The 19,067-nt window shown below is 72.5% G+C and carries 16 protein-coding genes and 1 pseudogene; all 17 read right to left on the bottom strand.

Features of this window, described 5'->3' with window-relative positions:
* Positions 1-4 precede the first annotated feature (4 nt).
* Positions 5-571 carry an NUDIX hydrolase gene (locus B7R87_RS24825; protein WP_006346296.1) on the bottom strand — a complete coding sequence of 189 codons (567 nt, stop codon included), beginning with the start codon at positions 569-571 and terminating at the stop codon, positions 5-7.
* Positions 561-1,301: a signal peptidase I gene (gene lepB, locus B7R87_RS24820; RefSeq protein WP_006346297.1), complete on the bottom strand. Its 741-nt coding sequence runs from the start codon at positions 1,299-1,301 to the stop codon at positions 561-563. Before lepB (B7R87_RS24820) ends, B7R87_RS24825 begins: the two co-directional genes overlap by 11 nt.
* Positions 1,302-1,405: 104 nt before the next feature.
* Positions 1,406-2,560 carry a signal peptidase I gene (gene lepB / locus B7R87_RS24815; protein ID WP_130585216.1) on the bottom strand — a complete coding sequence of 385 codons (1,155 nt, stop codon included), beginning with the start codon at positions 2,558-2,560 and terminating at the stop codon, positions 1,406-1,408.
* Positions 2,481-3,599: pseudogene (lepB, locus tag B7R87_RS24810) on the bottom strand (signal peptidase I); the annotation flags it as partial. The gene lepB (B7R87_RS24815) and the pseudogene lepB (B7R87_RS24810), both read right to left, overlap by 80 nt.
* Positions 3,592-4,536: a signal peptidase I gene (gene lepB / locus B7R87_RS24805; RefSeq protein WP_130585184.1), complete on the bottom strand. Its 945-nt coding sequence runs from the start codon at positions 4,534-4,536 to the stop codon at positions 3,592-3,594. The gene lepB (B7R87_RS24805) and the pseudogene lepB (B7R87_RS24810), both read right to left, overlap by 8 nt.
* 89 nt (positions 4,537-4,625) lie before the next feature.
* Positions 4,626-4,976 (bottom strand): 50S ribosomal protein L19, encoded by a 351-nt coding sequence (gene rplS / locus B7R87_RS24800; RefSeq protein ID WP_006346300.1) that lies wholly within the window; start codon positions 4,974-4,976, stop codon positions 4,626-4,628.
* Positions 4,977-5,104: 128 nt separating this feature from the next.
* Complete coding sequence (trmD, locus tag B7R87_RS24795; RefSeq protein WP_006346301.1) at positions 5,105-5,926, bottom strand: tRNA (guanosine(37)-N1)-methyltransferase TrmD; 822 nt, start codon at positions 5,924-5,926, stop codon at positions 5,105-5,107.
* Positions 5,926-6,525 (bottom strand): ribosome maturation factor RimM, encoded by a 600-nt coding sequence (rimM, locus tag B7R87_RS24790; protein ID WP_006346302.1) that lies wholly within the window; start codon positions 6,523-6,525, stop codon positions 5,926-5,928. The genes trmD and rimM overlap by 1 nt, the downstream gene beginning before the upstream one ends.
* A gap of 209 nt (positions 6,526-6,734) precedes the next feature.
* Positions 6,735-6,974, bottom strand: a complete 240-nt coding sequence (locus tag B7R87_RS24785; protein ID WP_005311361.1) for an RNA-binding protein — start codon at positions 6,972-6,974, stop codon at positions 6,735-6,737.
* 2 nt (positions 6,975-6,976) lie between these two features.
* The gene (gene rpsP, locus B7R87_RS24780; RefSeq protein ID WP_006346303.1) at positions 6,977-7,414 is read right to left on the bottom strand and encodes a 30S ribosomal protein S16; all 438 of its coding nucleotides are present in this window, start codon (positions 7,412-7,414) and stop codon (positions 6,977-6,979) included.
* 205 nt (positions 7,415-7,619) lie between these two features.
* Entirely contained in the window at positions 7,620-8,213 is a 594-nt protein-coding gene (locus tag B7R87_RS24775; protein WP_040913943.1) for a hypothetical protein, read from the bottom strand.
* A gap of 595 nt (positions 8,214-8,808) precedes the next feature.
* The gene (ftsH, locus tag B7R87_RS24770; protein ID WP_006346305.1) at positions 8,809-10,737 is read right to left on the bottom strand and encodes an ATP-dependent zinc metalloprotease FtsH; all 1,929 of its coding nucleotides are present in this window, start codon (positions 10,735-10,737) and stop codon (positions 8,809-8,811) included.
* Positions 10,738-10,923: 186 nt separating this feature from the next.
* Positions 10,924-12,474, bottom strand: coding sequence for a signal recognition particle protein (gene ffh, locus B7R87_RS24765; RefSeq protein WP_006346306.1), 1,551 nt, complete (start codon positions 12,472-12,474; stop codon positions 10,924-10,926).
* A 141-nt stretch (positions 12,475-12,615) separates the two neighbouring features.
* Positions 12,616-15,174, bottom strand: a complete 2,559-nt coding sequence (locus tag B7R87_RS24760) for a [protein-PII] uridylyltransferase (RefSeq protein WP_130585185.1) — start codon at positions 15,172-15,174, stop codon at positions 12,616-12,618.
* 93 nt (positions 15,175-15,267) lie between these two features.
* The gene (locus tag B7R87_RS24755; RefSeq protein ID WP_006346309.1) at positions 15,268-15,606 is read right to left on the bottom strand and encodes a P-II family nitrogen regulator; all 339 of its coding nucleotides are present in this window, start codon (positions 15,604-15,606) and stop codon (positions 15,268-15,270) included.
* Entirely contained in the window at positions 15,603-16,997 is a 1,395-nt protein-coding gene (locus tag B7R87_RS24750; RefSeq protein WP_006346310.1) for an ammonium transporter, read from the bottom strand. Before B7R87_RS24750 ends, B7R87_RS24755 begins: the two co-directional genes overlap by 4 nt.
* A gap of 433 nt (positions 16,998-17,430) precedes the next feature.
* Positions 17,431-18,939, bottom strand: a complete 1,509-nt coding sequence (gene nsdA, locus B7R87_RS24745; RefSeq protein WP_040913948.1) for a transcriptional repressor NsdA — start codon at positions 18,937-18,939, stop codon at positions 17,431-17,433.
* Between the last annotated feature and the right edge of the window lie 128 nt (positions 18,940-19,067).

Raw genomic sequence — 19,067 nt, 5'->3', positions numbered from 1 at the left:
GCCCCTAGGCGATTTCGGGGTCGAGGACCACCGGCGTCCGCGGAGGGCCCTCGTCGAGCAATGTGCGCAGCAGCTCGGCGAGCCTGGTCGGGTACACCGTCTCATGCGCCGCGGACAGTTCGGCGGAGGTCCACCACCTCAGCCCGGTGACGCTGCGCCGTTCCAGGTCGGTCAGGCCCCGGGGCCTCGTCGTGATCTGCGCCGTACGTGCCAGGTAGTACCACTCGTCCTGTTCCCAGCGGCGTCCGTCGAAGGGGAAGGAGCAGTGCCGCCGCCAGATGACGGGGCCGAGACGTACATCGGTGATTCCGGTCTCCTCGGCCAGTTCTCTGAGGGCGGCCTGTTCATGGGTCTCGCCGCTCTCCAGTCCGCCGCCGGGGGTGAACCACCAGCTGATGGCGGGATGGTCCGGCTCGTGTCCGTGGATCAGCAGGATGCGGTCGTCGGGGTCCAGGAGGACGACACGGGCGGCCCTCCGGGGCCCGCCCGGAGTGCCCGGGTCCGGTTCCGGGGCCGGGTTCGGTTCCGGGGCCGGGTTCGGTTCCGGGGCCGGGTTCGGTTCAGCGGACACCGGTCGCCGCCTTGTTGCGCCGCTTTCCGCCGAGTTTCCGGGCGGCCGGGCCGTACGCCGATCCGCCGAAGATCAGCACGGTGCCGGCGGCCATGGCCCACAGCAGCGGCTCCAGCGGCCCGGGGCGGGAGATTCCGCCCGGCAGGTCTCCGAAGGCCCCGGGCCGCTCCGGGAAGGATCCGGGCAGGGGCCAGACGACGGCGTCGACCCGGGCCTCCACCGCGGAGCGGGGTACCGCTCCTCCGGCGGCGTCCTGGAGATGGGTGCGGGAGTCGAGGGAGCTGCCGCGTTCGTCGCCGAGGAGAAAGAGCTTCCCCTCGGGGACGGTGGTGCTGAAGCCGGTGGGCGACGCGGGTCCGCCGCCGCGGACGTACGGTTCGTCGACGGCCGTCCCGTTGACCGTGAGCCGCCCGTCCCGGCCGCAGCAGGCGACGGTGTCACCGCCGACGCCGACCACCCGTTTGATCATCGGTGCGTCGCCCCAGGCGGCCTCCCGGAACACCACGATGTCCCCACGCCGTACCTCGTCCCCGTCGATGCGCTCGGCGAGCACCCGGTCGCCGACGCCCACGGACGGGGTCATCGAGTCCGTCGGCACCTGGTACGGCTGGTAGAGCAGGGCGCCCCAGACGAAGCCGCCGAGGAAGAGCACACAGCCGACGGCCACGGCCAGCCCCGACAGTCTGCTGCCGAGCCGGCCGTGGCCGTCGTCCGTACGTCCTGTTGCCATCCCAGCGCTCCCCCGGCTCGCGGGGGCGTCCGGGCGCGCGGCGATCCCGCGCGCCCTGCCCCGGGACGGCACCCTATCGGGCGGTATCCCGGGCTGCGGCCCCCTTACGGGGCTTCCGGCGTCCTTCCCGCGGTGATCTGCGCCGCGGTCTCGCGGGCGATCAGCCGGCGCCTGCGCCACAGCACCAGCGGTACGGCGCCGAGCGCGCCCATGGCCGCCGGTGCGGAGGAGCTGATCAGGGCCGCGGCGTGCTCGTTGATGCCCTTCTGGTCGTACGTCGAGGGGATCGGCAGGGTCGCCCAGCGGTTCAGCGGCCAGGCGATCACCACGGCGCGTCCGACGACCTTGTCGACCGGGACGAAGCCGCCGTTGACGTCCTCGGTGTGGTAGCGGGAGTCCCGGGAGTTGGAGCGGTGGTCGCCCATCACCCAGATCTTGTCCTTGGGGACCGTCAGCGGACCGAAGGGCTGGTCGTCGCAGGGGGTGTCGCCGGGGAAGATGTACGGCTCGTCGAGCGCGACGCCGTTGACCTTGACCGGCCCGCCCTTCTTGCACTCCACGGTGTCGCCGCCGATGGCGATCGTCCGCTTGATCAGGTCCTTCTCCTCGGCCGACGGCATCAGGCCGATGAAGCTGAGGAACTTCTGCATCACATTGGGCTCGGGCGTGGGCTCGCCCTCCAGCCAGCCGCCCGGATCGTGGAAGACGACGACCTCGCCGCGCTCCGGCTCGGAGCCGAACCACGGGGTCAGCTTGTCCACCAGCACCCGGTCACCGCGCTGGAGGGTGTTCTGCATGGAGTCCGAGGGGATGGAGAACGCCTGGACCAGGAAGGTCTTGATCAGCAGGGCCAGCACCAGGGCGATGCCGATCAGGATCGGCAGTTCCTTCCAGAACGATCGCTGGGCGCGGGGGCGGGTCTCGTCCTCGTCGTCTTCGCCTTCACCCGTACCGGAGGAGCCTCCGGACGAGGAGCCGTCCGACGACGGGGGTACGGAGGCACCGCCGCCGGAGCCGCCCGAGCCGCCGTCGCGCGGCGCGCCCGGTCCGAGCGGCCCGCCGGGTCCGCCCGCACCGCCTGCCGCCTGCTCTCCGTCGCCGCTCTTCAACGAAGCGGCCACGGAGGACGTGGCCACCGGCGGCGCGGCGGACGCCGACGCAGCCGGGGACCCGGCAGCTCCCGGGGCCCCGGGGGGCCCGTCGGGGCCCTCGGGCCTGTCCTCCGGCTGCTCGTGTCCGGACCGCGCGCCGACCGCCACGTCCCCCACATCAACTCCTCAGTCTGTGTGTGAACCGTCCACCCGCAGGCCCCGGGAGTCTCCGCAGGACGAGCAGACCCGTCACTCCCATAACGAGCGAGAGTTCCGCAGGGCTCGGGAGGACGGCCATTCCTTTGTGGTCCTGGGACGACAGGGTATGCGACGGACCTGTGGCCGCCCCCTCGTCCGTCTGTACGTTCGGTACGGAGGAGTAGACCTCCTGCCCGTCGAGCCGGGTCCAGTGGCGTACGGGCCAGGCGATCACCACGGCCCGGCCGACGACCTCGTCGACCGCGACCGTGCCCTGCCCCTCCTCGTCGAGATGGGCCCGGGAGTCCGCGGAGTCCGCCCGGTGGTCCCCCATCACGAACAGCCGCCCCTTCGGCACCTTCACCTCGAAGGCACGGGCCGAAGGAACGTTTCCCGGATTGATGTACGACTCGATGAGCGGGACGCCGTTGACGGTGACCCGTCCGTCCTTGTCGCAGCAGGCCACGGTGTCGCCACCGATCGCGACGACCCGTTTGATCAGATCCTGCTCGCCCTCCGACGGCAGCAGTCCGATGAAGGTGAGCCCTTGTTTGATCTGTTTGACGACGATCGGGTCGTCCTTCTTCCCGGGCAGCGCCTGATCGCTTGCGAGCCAGCCGCCGGGGTCCTTGAAGACGACCACGTCCCCGCGCTCCGGTTCGGAGCCGAACCACGGGGTCAGCTTGTCCACCAGCACCCGGTCGTCGATCCGGATCGTCTGTTCCATCGACCCCGAGGGGATCACGAAGGCCTGGACGAGGAAGGTCTTGAGCACCAGCGCGATCAGCAGGGCCACGCCGACCAGCAGCGGGATCTCCTTCAGCGCCGACCGCCGCCGTCTGCGCCGTACCTTGCGGGCGAGCCGACGGCGCTCGGCACGGCCGGACGGGGCGGGCATGCCGGACGGGCCTGGCAGGGCGGGCGAGCCGGGCGAGCCGTCGGTGGGGCGGGTTCCGGTGGGCAGCGGGGCGTCCGTACGCCGGCCGGGGGGCCGCCCCCGCCTACCCATGGGGCCGTCCGTCCGCGGCTCCCCCGCCGGGGGACGGCACTCCGGGCGCCCCCGGTGAGCCCGGTGCCGTCGAGGGGGCGGGGCCGCCCCCGCTCCAGCTGCCCGGGGCGTCGGGCGCGGACCCCTCGGGCGCGTCCGGGACCCGGGCGAAGGCATCCGTACCCTCCAGGGAGCCCCAGCGCCCGGCGGGCCATGCGATCCAGTCGGCCCGCCCGATCACGTTCTCCACCGGCACCATGCCGCCGCCGGGGTCGCCCAGATGGTCGCGGGAGTCGCGGGAGTCGCTCCGATGGTCGCCCATGACCCACAGGGTGCCCGGGCGGACGACGATGTCGAAGGCCACATCGGAAGGCGCGTCACCGGGGTGCAGATAGCGCTCGTCGAGCGCGGTGCCGTTCACCGTGATCCGGCCCTCCTTGTCGCAGCAGACCACCCGGTCGCCCCCCACGCCGATCACCCGCTTCACGAAGTCGGTCTCGGCGGGCTCGGCGAGCCCCACGGCCGCGAACGCGCCGCGGACCGCCTCCTGGACCGGGTTGGCCGCCGCTCCCTCCCGTACGAACGACCCCGTACCGTCGAAGACGATCAGATCGCCTCGTTCCGGTTCCGCGTCCGGTCCGTACACCAGCTTGTTCACCAGCACCCGGTCCCCGGTCCGCAGCGTCGGCTCCATGGAACCGCTGGGGATGTGGAACGGCTGCACCACAAACCGGCTGACCAGCAGGACGGCCCCCAGACAGACGACCGCCAGCAGCGCCGACCGGCGCCAGGTGCCGCCCAGCAGTCCCGCTACCCGCGCAAGCCCCGGAAAACGCCTGGAGCGCGGCCCCTCTTCCACGGTCCCGGCGGCAGTGCCGGGCTCCGCCGCCGGGACGGGGTCCGGGCGGTCGGTTGCGGAAGAGCGGTCGCGCTCCGTGCGTGTGTTCTCGGTGTCCATCGCGGACGAGCCTATCCGGCCGCGCTATGGACCCCTGCGAGGCGTGAGCCCCGGCCCACCGGTCCCTCGGGGACCGCCGGGCCGACGGCTCAGTTGTCGCGCTTCTCCTTGATCTTCGCGGCCTTGCCGCGCAGCTCACGGAGGTAGTACAGCTTGGCGCGGCGGACGTCACCGCGGGTGACCAGCTCGATCTTCTCGAAGATCGGGCTGTGGACCGGGAAGGTCCGCTCGACACCGACGGAGAAGGACACCTTGCGGACCGTGAAGGTCTCGCTGACGCCGGCGCCCTGACGGCGGATGACGACACCCTTGAACTGCTGGATACGGGAGCGGTTGCCCTCGATGACGCGAACGTGGACGTTCACGGTGTCACCGGGACGGAAGGCGGGGACGTCGGACCGCAGGGAAGCGGCGTTGACGGCGTCGAGCACGTGCGACATGTTCGTCTGCTTTCTTCACCGATGCCACAGGTCATCGGCGGGAGAGGGATGAGTTCAGGGGCCGTCCCGTCGGAGCGGGCGTCGTGTCCCCCTGTGGCAGGGGCGCACGCCGGACGTACGGCAGCGGCCTATTCTTCCACGGCCTCCGGCCCGCGCCAAAATCGGCCGTCGGGCTCGGGCGCCCAGCCCAGCAGGGAGAGGATCTCGCGGTCCTTGCGGTCGAACTCCGCCGGATCGCAGCGCTCCAGCAGATCGGGCCGGTGGGCGGCGGTACGGCGCAGCGCCTCGTCGCGGCGCCAGCGGGCGACCTTGCCGTGGTGGCCGCCCGTCAGCACCTCGGGGACGGCCCGGCCGCGCCAGACCGGGGGCTTGGTGTAGACGGGCCCCTCCAGCAGGTTGGCCATGGCGCCGGGCGCGAAGGAGTCGTCCCGGTGGGATTCGGCGTTGCCGAGGACGCCGGGGAGCAGCCGGGCCACCGCCTCGGTGATCACCAGGACCGCGGCCTCGCCGCCCGCGAGGACGTAGTCACCGATGGAGACCTCGTGGACCGGCATCCGGGTGGCGTACTCGTCCGTGACCCGGCGGTCGATGCCCTCGTAGCGGGCCGGGGTGAAGATCAGCCAGGGCTGCCGGGCGAGGGCGACGGCGGTCTGCTGGGTGAAGGGGCGGCCGCTGGGGGTGGGGACGACGAGGACGGGGTCGTGGGCCCCGGCCTCGTAGCCGTCGGCGAGCGCGGAGTCGAGTGCCTCGCCCCACGGCTCGGTCTTCATGACCATGCCGGGGCCGCCGCCGTAGGGGGTGTCGTCGACCGTGTTGTGCCGGTCGTACGTCCAGTGGCGCAGGTCGTGGACGTGGACGTCGAGCCGGCCGCGGGCGCGCGCCTTGCCGACGAGGGAGACGTCCAGCGGTTCCAGGTACTCGGGGAAGATCGTGACGACGTCGAGCCGCATCAGGCGCCGTCCTTCGCGGGCCCCTGACCGTGACCGTCGGGGCCGCCGGCCGGGGCAGCCTCGGCTTCGCGGGCCGAGGCGATTTCCGCGCGGTCGTCGAGGAGGCCGGGCGGCGGGTCGACGACGATGCGCTGTTCACCGAGGTCGATGGTGGTCACGATCTCCTCGACGAAGGGGATCATCACCTCGTCGCCGTCGGGCCGCTCCACGATGAACAGGTCCTGCGAGGGCAGATGGCTGATCTCGGTGATCCGGCCGACGGGGGTTCCGTCGGTGAGGACGACGTCGAGGTCGACGAGCTGGTGGTCGTAGTACTCGTCGGGGTCCTCGGGGGTCTCTTCCGGGTCCACGTCCGCGATGAGCAGGGTGTTGCGGAGGGCCTCGGCGCCGTTGCGGTCGTTCACTCCCGCGAAGCGCAGCAGCAGCCTGCCGCTGTGCACCCGTCCGGTTTCGATGGTCAGCGGGCCCGTGCTCGCCGGATCGGTGGCCAGTACGGCTCCGGGGCCGAGCCGCAGCTCGGGCTCGTCCGTCCGCACCTCGACGGTGACCTCGCCCCGGATGCCGTGGGCACGGCCGATCCGGGCGACTACCAGATGCACTTCGTTGCCTCTCCTGTGGTTGAGACCCGGGTCGGGTCCGGGGATCCGCCTCCGGCCCGGCCGGGCGGGCGCCGGAGCGCCGCGGTACCGACGCTACGGCCGCCGGGGCCGGTCCGCCGGACGGCCTGCGGTACGGCCCCGGACACCGAGACGGCTCGGGCCGGGGGAGGTGGTGGCCCTCCCCCGGCCCGAGCCGGTACTGCTCTTGTTCAGCGAACCTGGTCCACGTCGACAAGGTCGACGCGGATACCACGGCCGCCGATGGCGCCCACGACGGTGCGCAGAGCGCGCGCGGTGCGGCCGTTGCGGCCGATCACCTTACCGAGGTCGTCGGGGTGGACCCGGACTTCGAGAACGCGCCCGCGACGCAGGTTGCGCGAGGCGACCTGGACATCGTCGGGGTTGTCGACGATGCCCTTGACGAGGTGCTCAAGAGCCTCCTCGAGCATGCTCAGGCCTCGGTCGACTCGGCAGCGTCAGCCGCCTCGTCCGCCTTCTTGTCGGACTTCTTGGCCTTCTGGGTGATGGCCTCGCCCTTGGGCTCGCCGTCCTCCAGAGTCTTGGCGAACTCGTCGAACGCGGCGCGCTTGTCGGCCTTCGGCTCGGCCACCAGCAGCGGCGCCGGGGCCGGCAGGCCCTTGTGCTTCTGCCAGTCGCCGGTGAGCTTCAGGATCGCGAGAACCGGCTCGGTCGGCTGGGCGCCGACGGAAAGCCAGTACTGGGCGCGGTCCGAGTCGACCTCGATGCGCGAGGGGTTCTGCACCGGGTGGTACAGGCCGATCTCCTCGATGGCCCGGCCGTCACGGCGGGTACGGGAGTCGGCGACGACGATGCGGTAGTGAGGCGAACGGATCTTACCGAGACGCTTCAGCTTGATCTTGACTGCCACGGAAGTGGTGTCTCCTGGTCTTGACGTGGTTGGGCACAACGGGATGCCACGTGGGGTTGCGGTACTCGGGGTGCCCGATGGACGCGTCAGCCGGAGGAGAGAGGGGTCCTGTGCGGCCGTCGAGTACAGCTTGCCATTGTGCCACACGCCGATGACGCGCTGCCCCCCGGACCTGCGCCGCCCCCGTCAGGCGGCCGGGCCGGGGTCAGCTCGCCGCGGCGACCGGTTCGGGGATACGGAAGGGTTTGCCGCAGCCGCCGCAGACGATGGGCGCCTGGGCGAGGACCGAGGGGACGACCCGGACGTTGCGGCCGCAGTCGCAGACGGCCTTCACCCGGACGCCGCCGCCCGAGGAGCCGTGCCGGGCGGCCGGTCCGCGGAAGGAGCGTTTGGTGTCGGACGCCGTGGCGACGGTGTGCGCCTTGAGGGCGCGCTGCAGCCGTTCGATCGTGGGGCGGTACCGCCTCTTGGCCTCCGGGCTGAGCACGACCAGCGAGAAGCCGCTGCTGGGATGCGGCTCGTCGGCGTGGTCGAGGCCCATCTCCTCGGCGATCGCCAGGAATCTGCGGTTGTGGTAGCGGCCGGCGCGGGAGGTGTCGCGGACACCTCGTGCGGCGGCGATGCCGTGGACTGCCTCGTGGAGCAGTCGCTCGAAGGACAGCTCGCCGCCGCAGGCGGACGACGACTCTCCGATCAGGGACTCTGGCGCGGCGAGATCCGGCAGCTCGGCGTGGTGCCGTTGAATGTCGGCCCATGCCTGTGCCAGCTCTGCGGCGAGAACAGGTGGTGTCGTGCTCACGTCGTGATAACGAGCCTGGGCGGCCCACGGTTCCATTACGGGGCATCCCAAATATTTTGCACGTACCCGTCAGTTGGCATTGATGCGTCCCGACGAGGGCGGGTACGCCGATCTGCGGAGAAGGCTCCCAGTGGGCATCAAGGTGGTACGTAGCACCTCGTACGGCGGTACATGCCGAACTGGTGCGAAACATCGCCCCACGGCTCGCGCGCCGGGCTCCCCCGGACTCCCGCAGGCGCTCTCGGCGCTCCGGGGCCTCCGGGCGCTCGCCGGATGCGCCCGGCCTGCGCCTGCGAACCGGGGGGCATCCGGCGGGCGCCGGGCGGTTCCGGGGGCGCCGTGGAGCGGTCGCACGCCGGTCCGGATCGGCCGCCGCCGGCTCCCGGCCGCGCCCGCAGGTCCGGCTGGGTTCCCGGCTCGGCGTCCGGACTCCGGACACCGTACCGAAACGGCCCGCCCGAAAAGGCCCTTTTCCCGTTTCTCCCCGGTGTCCCGGCTGTTTCCGCGCCATGGACGGCCTGTGTACGCCCTGTGTACGGCTCCGGTACGGTCCGCGACACCCGGCGGCGGGTACAGGCGCGGGTGGGGATGCCGCTCAGCCGTCGCTCTTGGCGAGCCGGGGGATCCCCGCGGCCCGGTAGGCCGCTTCCTCCTCCAGCGTCTCGTGCTCCAGCAGGGCCTGCGCCAGCGCGTCCAGCCGGTGGCGGTTCTCCCGCAGCAGCCGCGAGGCCTCCTCGTAGCACTCGTCCACGATCCGCCGCATCTCGTGGTCGACCGAGTCCAGGGTGGCGGGCGCGGCGGAGAGTCCGTACGGCACCTGGGCATCGCCGGGGACCGCGGTCAGCCGCCCCACCCGTTCGCTCATCCCCCAGCGGCCGACCATGCCTCTCGCCAGGCCCGTGACCTGCTCCAGATCGCTCTCGGCGCCGGTGGTCACCACCCCGTAGACGAGCTGTTCGGCGGCCATTCCGCCGAGCGCTCCGATGATGCGGCCGCGCAGATACTCCTCGGTGTACGCGTACTTGTCGGCCTCCGGGGTGGAGAGCGTGACACCCAGGGCCCGGCCGCGGGGCACGATCGTCACCTTGCGGACCGGGTCGGCCCCGGGCTGGAGCATCCCGAGGAGGGCGTGGCCGCTCTCGTGGTACGCCGTGCGCCGCCGGTCCTCCGCGCTCAGCACCAGTGGCCGTTCGGCGCCGAGCTGGACCTTCTCCAGCGCCGTGGTCAGATCGGACTGGGTGACGGCGTCCTCGCGGCGCTTGACGGCGAGGAGCGCCGCCTCGTTGGCGAGATTGGCGAGATCGGCCCCGGTCATTCCGGGGGTGGCGGCGGCGATCCGGGTGAGGTCGACATCGGGGGCGAGCGGGATCTCCCGGGTGTGGATGGTGAGGATGGCTTCGCGGCCGGGCCGGTCGGGCGGGGAGACCTGGACGATCCGGTCGAAGCGGCCGGGTCTGGTGAGGGCCGGGTCAAGGACGTCGGCGCGGTTGGTGGCGGCCAGCACGACCACCCCCTCCGATCCGGTGAAGCCGTCCATCTCGGTGAGGATCTGGTTGAGGGTCTGTTCGCGTTCGTCGTGGCCGCCGAGTCCGGCGCCGCCGCCGCGGACCCGGCCGATGGTGTCGATCTCGTCGATGAAGACGATCGCGGGGGCGACCTTGCGGGCTTCGGAGAACAGCTCCCGGACGCGTCCGGCGCCCACTCCGACGATCATCTCGATGAACTCGGAGGCGGAGGCGGAGAAGAAGGGCACCCCGGCTTCTCCGGCGACGGCCCTGGCGAGCAGGGTCTTGCCGGTGCCGGGCGGTCCCGCCAGCAGGACGCCGCCGGGCATCCGGGCGCCCATCCGGCGGTAGGCCCCGGGGTTCTTGAGGAAGTCGACGACATCGTTGAGCTCGCCCTCGACCTCGTCGATACCGGCCACGTCGGCGAAGGTGGTGCGCTTCTTGCCGGGGAGCAGCTCGACGGGTTTGGGAGGCTCCTTGCGGCCGAGGAGCCCGCCACCGCCGCCGAGGGCCGCGCCCATCCGCCGGGCCGCGAACACCCAGACGGCGATGAGGAGCAGGATCGGGAGGAAGGCGAAGAGCAGGGAGGACCAGATGCTGGTCTTCTGGACGACCGGCTCGGCGGTGACCGTGACGCCCCGCCCGGTCAGCTCGCCCCAGAGGTCGTCGGTGGCGAAGGCGGGCCGCTGGGTCCTGAATTTGGTGTAGTCGCCGTCGCCGCCGGGGACCGGGGCCTTCTTCTTGAGCTCTCCTTCGATCGCCTCGTCCTTGGAGTAGATCTTGGAGATATTGCCCGCGGTGACCTGTTTGCTGAATTCCGTGTACGAGACGGTGGGCTCTTCGCCGCCCTTGCGGAACTGCGAGAGCACCAGGCTCGCGATGAGATAGACCACCGCCGCCGCGACGAGCAGCCCCCACCAGCCGCCGGGCATCTTCCGCCGGGGCGGCGGGGTCGGCGGGGTGCCCTCGGAGCGCCAGGGGTCGTCGGGCGCCCGGCGCGGCGGCGCGGGGTTGCTCATACGGGGACGTTAAGACAGAAGGACGGCGTCGGCATCCCCTGTGGAAAACCACCTGTGGACAACCCCGTGGGGCTGCCGGGCCGTGACCGGCCGGGATGCGGACGCCGTCCCTCCGTCCGGGCGGCGCCCGGAAGGACCGGACGGCCGCCGCGGGCACGGGCCCGCGGGCCCGGCCGACAGGCTTGGTCAGTGCATGAACTTCTTGAACTCGTCGGGCAGCTCGAAGGGCTGGTCCGCTTCCCCGGCGGGAAGGCCGAAGGCCCCGCCCTGGGCGGCCTGCTCCCGGCGCTCGGCGGCGGCCTGCTCGTCCGCCTTGCGCTTCATGGGGTTGCCGCTGCGGCGCTTGCCCTTGGCCTGCTTCTGCTGCTTCTTCTGCCGGCCGGGCCCGCCACCCATGCCCGGCATCCCCGGCATGCCGGGCATTCCGCCGCCCTGGGCCATCCGGGACATCATCTTGCGGGCCTCGAAGAACCGCTCGACGAGGCTCTTGACGGCGCTGACCTCGACACCGGAACCGCGGGCGATCCGGGCCCGGCGGGAGCCGTTGATGATGGTCGGCTCGGCCCGCTCGGCCGGGGTCATCGACTTGATGATCGCGGCGGTGCGGTCGACGTCGCGCTCGTCGATGCTGTTGATCTGGTCCTTCATCTGGCCCATACCGGGCAGCATGCCGAGCAGCTTGGAGATGGAGCCCATCTTCCGGACCTGCTCCATCTGGGCCAGGAAGTCGTCGAGGGTGAAGTCCTTGCCCTTGCTGCTCGCCAGCTTGGAGGCCATTTTGGCGGCCTCTTCCTGGCTGAAGGTCTGCTCGGCCTTCTCGATCAGCGAGAGCACATCGCCCATGCCGAGGATGCGGGACGCCATACGGTCCGGGTGGAACGCGTCGAAGTCGTCCAGCTTCTCGCCGTTGGAGGCGAACATGATCTGGCGGCCGGTGACGTGCGCGATGGAGAGCGCGGCACCACCGCGGGCGTCGCCGTCGAGCTTGGAGAGCACGACGCCGTCGAAGCCGACGCCGTCGCGGAAGGCCTCGGCGGTGTTGACCGCGTCCTGGCCGATCATGGCGTCGACGACGAAGAGGATCTCGTCGGGCGAGACGGCGTCGCGGATGTCCGCGGCCTGCTGCATCAGTTCCTGGTCGATGCCGAGGCGGCCGGCGGTGTCGACGACGACCACGTCGTACTGCTTGGCGCGGGCGTGCTCGACGGAGTCCTTGGCGACCTGGACCGGGTCGCCCACGCCGTTGCCGGGCTGCGGCGCGTACACGGCGACACCGGCGCGTTCGGCGACGACGGAGAGCTGGTTGACCGCGTTGGGGCGCTGGAGGTCGCAGGCGACCAGCAGCGGGGAGTGGCCCTGGGCCTTGAGCCAGCTGCCGAGCTTTCCGGCCAGCGTGGTCTTACCGGCGCCCTGGAGACCGGCGAGCATGATCACGGTCGGGGGCTGCTTGGCGAACCTGAGCCGGCGGGTCTCGCCGCCGAGGATGCCGATCAGCTCCTCGTTGACGATCTTGATGACCTGCTGGGAGGGGTTCAGCGCCTTGGAGACCTCGGCGCCGCGCGCCCGCTCCTTGATATTGGCGATGAACGCCCGGACCACGGGGAGGGCGACATCCGCCTCCAGCAGCGCGATCCGGATCTCGCGGGCCGCGCCGTCGATGTCCGCCTCGCTGAGACGACCCTTGCCCCGCAAGGTTTTGAAGGTGTTCGCCAAGCGGTCGGAGAGAGTATCGAACACGGCGCTCGTCGGTCCTCAAGGTCGGGGGCAACAGGGAATCGCCCTCCAGGGTATCCGGCCCCGGCGGGTGCCTGCCCGCTCCGGCACCCCCGGCCCCGGTCGGCCCGGGGTCCGGACCGTCCGGAGGCGTTGCCGCGGGGCTCAGCGCAGGGCTTGTGCGAGGGTACGCGCGAGGTCTTCCGCGGCGTCGGCGGAGAGCGGTCCGCCGCCGTCCGCGGTGAGGTAGAAGGCGTCGACCGCGTTGGCGCCGAGCGTGCTGACGTGGGCGCTGCGGACCCGTACGCCCGCGTCCTCCAGGGCGAGCCCGATGCGGTGCAGCAGTCCGGGGGCGTCCGGGGCGCGGACTTCGAGGACGGTGGCGCGGTGGGAGGCGTCGGCGGCGACGGTCACCCGGGGCGGGGGCGGCTCGGCGCCGCGGCGGCGGGGCCGGGCGGCGTCGCGTTCCGCGAGCCTGGCCCGGAGGCCGAGGGAGCCGTCGAGGGCGCGGACGAGGTCGGCGCGGAGCCGGGCGGGCTGCGGCAGGGCGCCGTAGGCCGCGGCCACCCGCCAGTTGAGTACGAGGACGGCGCCCGTTCCGGCGGCGGGCAGGGTGAGCTCGCGCAGGTCGGCGGAACGGACGGTGAGCCGGTGCAGGGCGAGTACCCCGGCGACGGCGGGCAGGACGCCGGGCCGGTCGGGCAGGGCGATCAGCAGTTCGGCGCCGACGGGTTCGGGCGCTCCGCCGTCCTCGGCTCCCGGGCTGCCGTCGCCGTCGCCGTGGGTACGGAGTGCGAGCACGGGCCCACCCGTACGCAGCGCCTCGACGGCGAGCCGTTCCTCCTCGGCGCCCGGTGCGGAGGCGGCGGCCGGGGCGGCGCCTTCGAGGACGGCACCGGTGCGTTCGGCGAGGTCGTCGACGAGGAGGGCCCGCCAGCCGGACCAGGCAGCGGGCCCGGTGGCCAGTGCGTCGGCCTCGGTGAGGGCGACGAGGAGCTGGAGCGTCCCCATGGTGCCGACGGCCTCGGCCACGGTCCGTACGGTGACCGGATCCTCCGGGTCGCGCCGGGTCGCGGTCTGGACGAGCAGCAGATGGTGGCGTACGAGCGTGGCGACGACGGCCGCGTCGGCGGCATCGAAGCCCATCCGGGCGGCCGTGTCCCGGGCGATGGTCTCCCCGGCCTCCGAGTGGTCGCCGGGCCATCCTTTGCCGATGTCGTGCAGCAGGGCCGCGACGAGGAGGAGATCGGGACGGTGGACGCGGCGGGTGAGCGCGGCGGCCCGGACGGCGGTCTCCACCAGGTGCCGGCCGACGGTCCAGACGTGGACGGCGTTGCGCTGCGGGCGGTGGCGTACGCGTTCCCAGTCGGGCAGCAGCCGGGTGATCAGGCCTTCGGCGTCCAGGGCTTCCCAGACGGCGACGGTGGGTTCGCCGGCGCCGAGGAGGGTGACGAACTCCTCGCGGGCTTCGGCGGGCCAGGGTACGGGCAGCGGCGGGGCGGTGGCGGCGAGTCTGCGGACGGCGTGCGGGGAGAGCGGCAGCCCGGCCTGGGCGGCCGCGGCGGCGGCCCGCAGCAGGAGCACGGGGTCGCGTTCGGGCCGGGCGGTACGGGCGAGGGCGACCTCCCCGTCGTGTTCGACGACGCCGTCGGCGAGGGGGGTGCGTTCGGGTTCGGTGCGCCGGGCGCCGCCGGTGAGGACGGTCCGGATCCGGCGGCGGGTGCTGCGGGCGCGCAGCACCCGGTGGACCTCGCGCCAGGTGACGTCGCCCGCGTAGGCGATGGTCCCGGCGGCCTCGTACACGCGGCGGAGCAGGGCGTCGGCGTCGAGGACGCCGAGCCGGGCGGCGGTCTGGTCCTGGTCCTCCAGGGCGAGCCGGTCGCCGGCGCGTCCGGTGGTGAGGTGGAGGGCGTCGCGGGTGTCGAGGAGGGTGCGGCGGGCTTCGGCGAGTCCGTCGCGCGGGGCGTCGGCCAGCCAGGAGGCGGCGACGGCGCGCAGTGCGGTGGCGTCCCGCAGTCCGCCGCGGGCCTCTTTGAGGTCGGGTTCGAGGAGGTGGTGGAGGTCGCCGTGGCGTTCGGCGCGTTCCCGGCAGAGTTCGGCGAGTTCGGGGAGGCGTCCGGGGGCGCGGTTGCGCCAGTCGGCGAGGACGGTGGTGCGCAGGGAGGCGACGAGTCCGGGGTCTCCGGCGACGGGCCGGGCGTCGAGGAGTCCGAGGTGGACCTTGAGGTCGGCGCCTGCGGTGGTACGGGCCTCGGCGGGGGTCCGTACGGAGTGGTCGAGGGCGAGGCCGAGGTCCCAGACCGGGTACCAGATGCGGTCGGCGAGCGCGGCGACGGCGCGGGGGTCGGCGGTGCCGTCGTGGAGGAGGAGCAGGTCGAGGTCGCTGCGGGGGGAGAGTTCGCCCCGGCCGTAGCCGCCGACGGCGACCAGTGCGGAGCCGGTTACCCCGGTGTCCCGCTGTGCGGCGCGCATCAGGTGGCCGAGCCACCGGTCGGTGAGGGCGGCGAGGGCGGCGCGGCGGGGTGCTCCCGGGGTGTGCGGGTCGTTGAGCAGGTGCAGCCGGGCGGCGGCGTATCCGGCCGCGGGCTCGGCGGCCCCGGGCGCCGGGCCTGCCGGGTCCGGCGCCCGCGCAGGGGTCGCAGGGGTGGCGTGCGAACCGGCCGGTCCGGTTCCGGGCGCCGGGGGCGGGTCCGTCCGCGCCGTTGGTGTGTCGTGGCTCCGCACCGCTGGTACCTCCTCCGTTGGTTCCCGCCGCCGTTCGGAACGCCCGGTCCCCGGGGCCGTGCACGGGCGCACGGCCCCGGGGTCCCGGGCGGTTCAGAGGGCGTCGGGCCCGCGTTCGCCGGTGCGGACGCGGACGGCCGTGTCGACGGGGACGCTCCACACCTTCCCGTCTCCGATCTTGCCGGTGCGAGCGGCCTTCACGACGACCTCGATGAGCTGTTCGGCGTCGTCGTCCTCGGCGAGGACTTCGATCCGGATCTTGGGGACGAGGTCGACGGTGTACTCGGCGCCGCGGTAGACCTCGGTGTGCCCGCGCTGGCGTCCGTAACCGCTGGCCTCGGTGACGGTGAGGCCGTGGACCCCGAAGGCCTGGAGCGCCTCTTTGATCTCGTCGAGCCGGTGCGGTTTGACGACGGCGGTGATGAGCTTCATGCGTCCACCTTCCTGGTGCTGTCCACGGTCACGAGCCGGTCCTCGGATTCATCGGGGTCACCGGAATCCCCGGTTCCCGGGGCGGTGGCTGCCGCCGTCCGGGTGCCGGTGCCGCCGCCCGCGCCGCTGAAGTCGTACGCGGTCTCCGCGTGCTCGTGCCGGTCGATGCCGGAGATCTCGACCTCTTCGTCGACCCGCATGCCGATCGTCCGGTGGAGGACGAACGCCAGGGCGGCCGAGACGGCCAGGGAGTAGACGAGGACGGCTCCGACCCCGACGGCCTGCTTGCCGAGCTGTTCGAGACCGCCGCCGTAGAACAGGCCCTTGGCGTCGGACTGTACGCCTCCGGTGGCGAAGAAGCCGACGAGGAGTGAGCCCGCGACACCGCCGACCAGGTGGACGCCGATGACGTCGAGGGAGTCGTCGTACCCGAGTTTGAACTTCAGTCCGACGGCCCAGGCGCAGAGCACACCGGAGATCGCGCCGACGGCGATGGCGCCGAGCGGGGAGACGGCTCCGCCCGCGGGGGTGATCGCGACCAGTCCGGCGACGGCGCCGGACGCGGCGCCCAGGGTGGTGCAGGCGCCGTGCCGGAGCTTCTCGTACGCCAGCCAGGCGAGCATCGCCGCGGCGGTCGCGACCTGTGTGTTGACGAACATGACCGCCCCGACGCCGTCGTCGTTGCCGAGCCACGATCCGGCGTTGAAGCCGAACCAGCCGAACCACAGGAGTGCGGCGCCGAGCATCACCAGCGGCAGGCTGTGGGGCCGCATCGGGTCCTTCTTGAAGCCGACCCGCTTGCCGATGACGAGGATGACGCCGAGGGCGGCGGCTCCGGCGTTGATGTGGACGGCGGTGCCGCCCGCGAAGTCGATGACGCCCATCTCGAACAGCCAGCCGCCCGCGCCCCACACCCAGTGGGCGACGGGGAAGTAGACGACGGTGGCCCACAGGGTGATGAAGAGTGCCCAGGCGCCGAACTTGACCCGGTCCGCGAGGGCGCCGCTGATCAGGGCGGGTGTGATCACCGCGAACATCAGCTGGAAGACGGCGAAGACATAGACGGGGACGGTGTAGCCGTCCCAGAGTTCGGTGACGCCGATACCGCTCAGCCCGGCGTAGTCGGACGACCAGCCGATGACGCCGCCGTGGTCGGTGCCGAAGGCGAGGCCGAAGCCGTAGAAGACCCACAGGAGGGTCACGATGCCGAGGCTGATGAAGCTCATCATCAGCATGTTGAGGGTGGATTTCACCCGGACCATGCCTCCGTAGAAGAAGGCGAGTCCGGGTGTCATCAGCATCACCAGGGCGGAGCAGATGAGCAGGAAGCCGGTGTTGGCGGCGGACAGTGCCGGGGCTTCCGCAGCTAGCGTCGTGATGCCTTCGGGCATCGGCGTCTCCTCGTCGTCGGTGCGGCCGCGTGCGGTGGGACCTGAGGGCGGGGCCGGGGACGGGCCCGCCCGGGGGACGTGGGGGGCATGGACGACGAGAGTGGCGTGGTGCGGTTTCGGGTGATGGGGCCGCTTGTTTCGCGCCGGTGACGAAGGGGGCGGCCGTGTTACGCGGTCATGAACGGCCGCCGCCGGGCTCTGGGGGTACGGATCGGGCCCGGGGCGGGTGCGGCGTTCCGTACGGAGCGGATACGGGCCGGTACGGGCGGTGGCGGAGCCCGGACGGCGCCGCGGGCCGGCCCGGGGCGGGTGTGCCCTGTCGGCGGGAACGGCATACGGACCCCTCGGGCCCGCCAGGGAGGCGTGAGCCAGGAGCCGGGGATCTGCCCGGGAGGCGAGGGCCGGGGGTGGACGCTCCCCCGGCCGGCCGGTCTCAGACGGCCCGCGCGGTCTCCGGAAGCTGCGCGGTCAGCTTGTCCGTCAGGTCGAGCACCTCGGCGACGTCGCCGAAGTCCCGGGCCGCGGTGTCGACGGTCTTGCGGAGCCGGTTGTTGACGCGTTCGGAGCGGACTCGGCGGGCGACGGTCAGCGCCTGCCCGGCCAGTTCGGTGGCCTGTTCGGGCTCCTGCTTCAGCAGATGGACGGTGGCCATGCCGATCAGATTCAGGGCGTAGGACCGCTGGTGGACCGGATCGTCGCGGAAGAGCCGGACCGCCCGCCCCATCAGGGGTTCCGCAAGGGAGGCGTAGGTCGGGCTGCGCCCGGCGACATAGGCGAGATCGCGGTAGGAGTGGGCGTTCTCGCCGTTCAGTTCGGCCTCGGTGAAGAAGCGGATCCAGTCCGGTTCGCGTTCGCCGTCGAGACCGGCGTCCGCGAAGGTGTCCTCGGCCATCCGGACGGCCCGTTTGCACTTGCTGGGCTGGCCCATGTTGGCGTAGGCGCGGGCCTCCATCGCGTAGAGCATGGCCTGGGTACGGGCGGTGGCGCAGTCCCGGCTGCCGTACTGGGCGAGGTGGATGAGTTCGAGGGCGTCGTCGGGCCGGCCGAGGTGGATCATCTGGCGGCTCATGGAGGAGAGGATGTACGAGCCGAGCGGCTTGTCCCCGGCTTCCTTGGCGGCGTGCAGGGCGAGGACGAAGTACTTCTGGGCGGTGGGCTGGAGGCCGACGTCGTAGCTCATCCAGCCGGCCAGCTCGGCCAGCTCGGCGGCGCAGGTGAACAGGCGGGCCGCGGAGCGCTCCGGATGGGCTTCCTGGAGGAGGTCGGTGACCTCGTGGAGCTGGCCCACGACCGCCTTGCGCCGCAGCCCGCCGCCGCACTGGGCGTCCCACTGGCGGAACATGACCGTCGTGGACTCCAGCAGTTCCAGTTCGGGGCCGGAGAGCCGGGGCGGGCGGTGGGCGGACTGCGGTCCGGGGGCCGGGGCGCCGGGGGCGGCCGGTTCGCCGCCGGGGGCCGGCACCAGCCAGCGCTGCATCGGTTCGACGAGGGCGGGCCCGGCGGCCAGCGCCAGCGACGTACCGAGGAAGCCGCGCCGGGCCAGCATCAGATCGCTGCGGGAGAACTCGCTGAGGAGGGAGACGGTCTGCGGCCCCGCCCACGGCAGGTCGACCCCGGAGGACGAGGGGGTCTGGTGTGCCGTGCGCAGCCCGAGGCTCTCGACGGCGACGACCGTGCCGAACCGTTCGGAGAACAGTTCGGAGAGGATACGGGGGATCGGTTCGCGCGGCTGTTCGCCGTCCAGCCACCGGCGCACCCGGGAGGTGTCGGTGCTGATGTGGTGGGCACCCATCTCCCGGGCCCGGCGGTTGACCTGCCGGGCCAGTTCTCCTTTGGACCAGCCGCTGCGTACGAACCACGAACCGAGCATCTCGTTCGGGCGCTTGCCGGTTCCGGTGTTCGCACCGGTTCCGCTGCCGTCCACTGGTACGCCCCCATTCATCGGGCTCATGAGGCCCGAACCGGAAACCCCGGGCCTGAAATCGGAAGCCGTCGGCCGGAATCCCCCGCCGGCCGCTGCCAGGATGCCGTGACCGGAGGCCTTATGTACGGAACTTGCAGAAAGGTCGA

The organism is Streptomyces tsukubensis (assembly GCF_003932715.1).
GTDB lineage: Bacteria > Actinomycetota > Actinomycetes > Streptomycetales > Streptomycetaceae > Streptomyces > Streptomyces tsukubensis.
Note: the sequence above shows the minus strand (reverse complement) of the source record. Positions and strands in the feature narration are given on the sequence as shown.

Coding starts and splice junctions, on each gene's coding strand:
- trmD (WP_006346301.1), bottom strand. CDS start 5,926: ATGCGGCTCGACGTCGTCACGATCTTCCCCGAGTACCTGGAACCGCTG.
- B7R87_RS24785 (WP_005311361.1), bottom strand. CDS start 6,974: ATGCTCGAGGAGGCTCTTGAGCACCTCGTCAAGGGCATCGTCGACAAC.
- B7R87_RS24755 (WP_006346309.1), bottom strand. CDS start 15,606: ATGAAGCTCATCACCGCCGTCGTCAAACCGCACCGGCTCGACGAGATC.
- rplS (WP_006346300.1), bottom strand. CDS start 4,976: ATGTCGCACGTGCTCGACGCCGTCAACGCCGCTTCCCTGCGGTCCGAC.
- B7R87_RS24750 (WP_006346310.1), bottom strand. CDS start 16,997: ATGCCCGAAGGCATCACGACGCTAGCTGCGGAAGCCCCGGCACTGTCC.
- lepB (WP_006346297.1), bottom strand. CDS start 1,301: ATGGCAACAGGACGTACGGACGACGGCCACGGCCGGCTCGGCAGCAGA.
- nsdA (WP_040913948.1), bottom strand. CDS start 18,939: ATGAATGGGGGCGTACCAGTGGACGGCAGCGGAACCGGTGCGAACACC.
- lepB (WP_130585184.1), bottom strand. CDS start 4,536: ATGGACACCGAGAACACACGCACGGAGCGCGACCGCTCTTCCGCAACC.
- ftsH (WP_006346305.1), bottom strand. CDS start 10,737: ATGAGCAACCCCGCGCCGCCGCGCCGGGCGCCCGACGACCCCTGGCGC.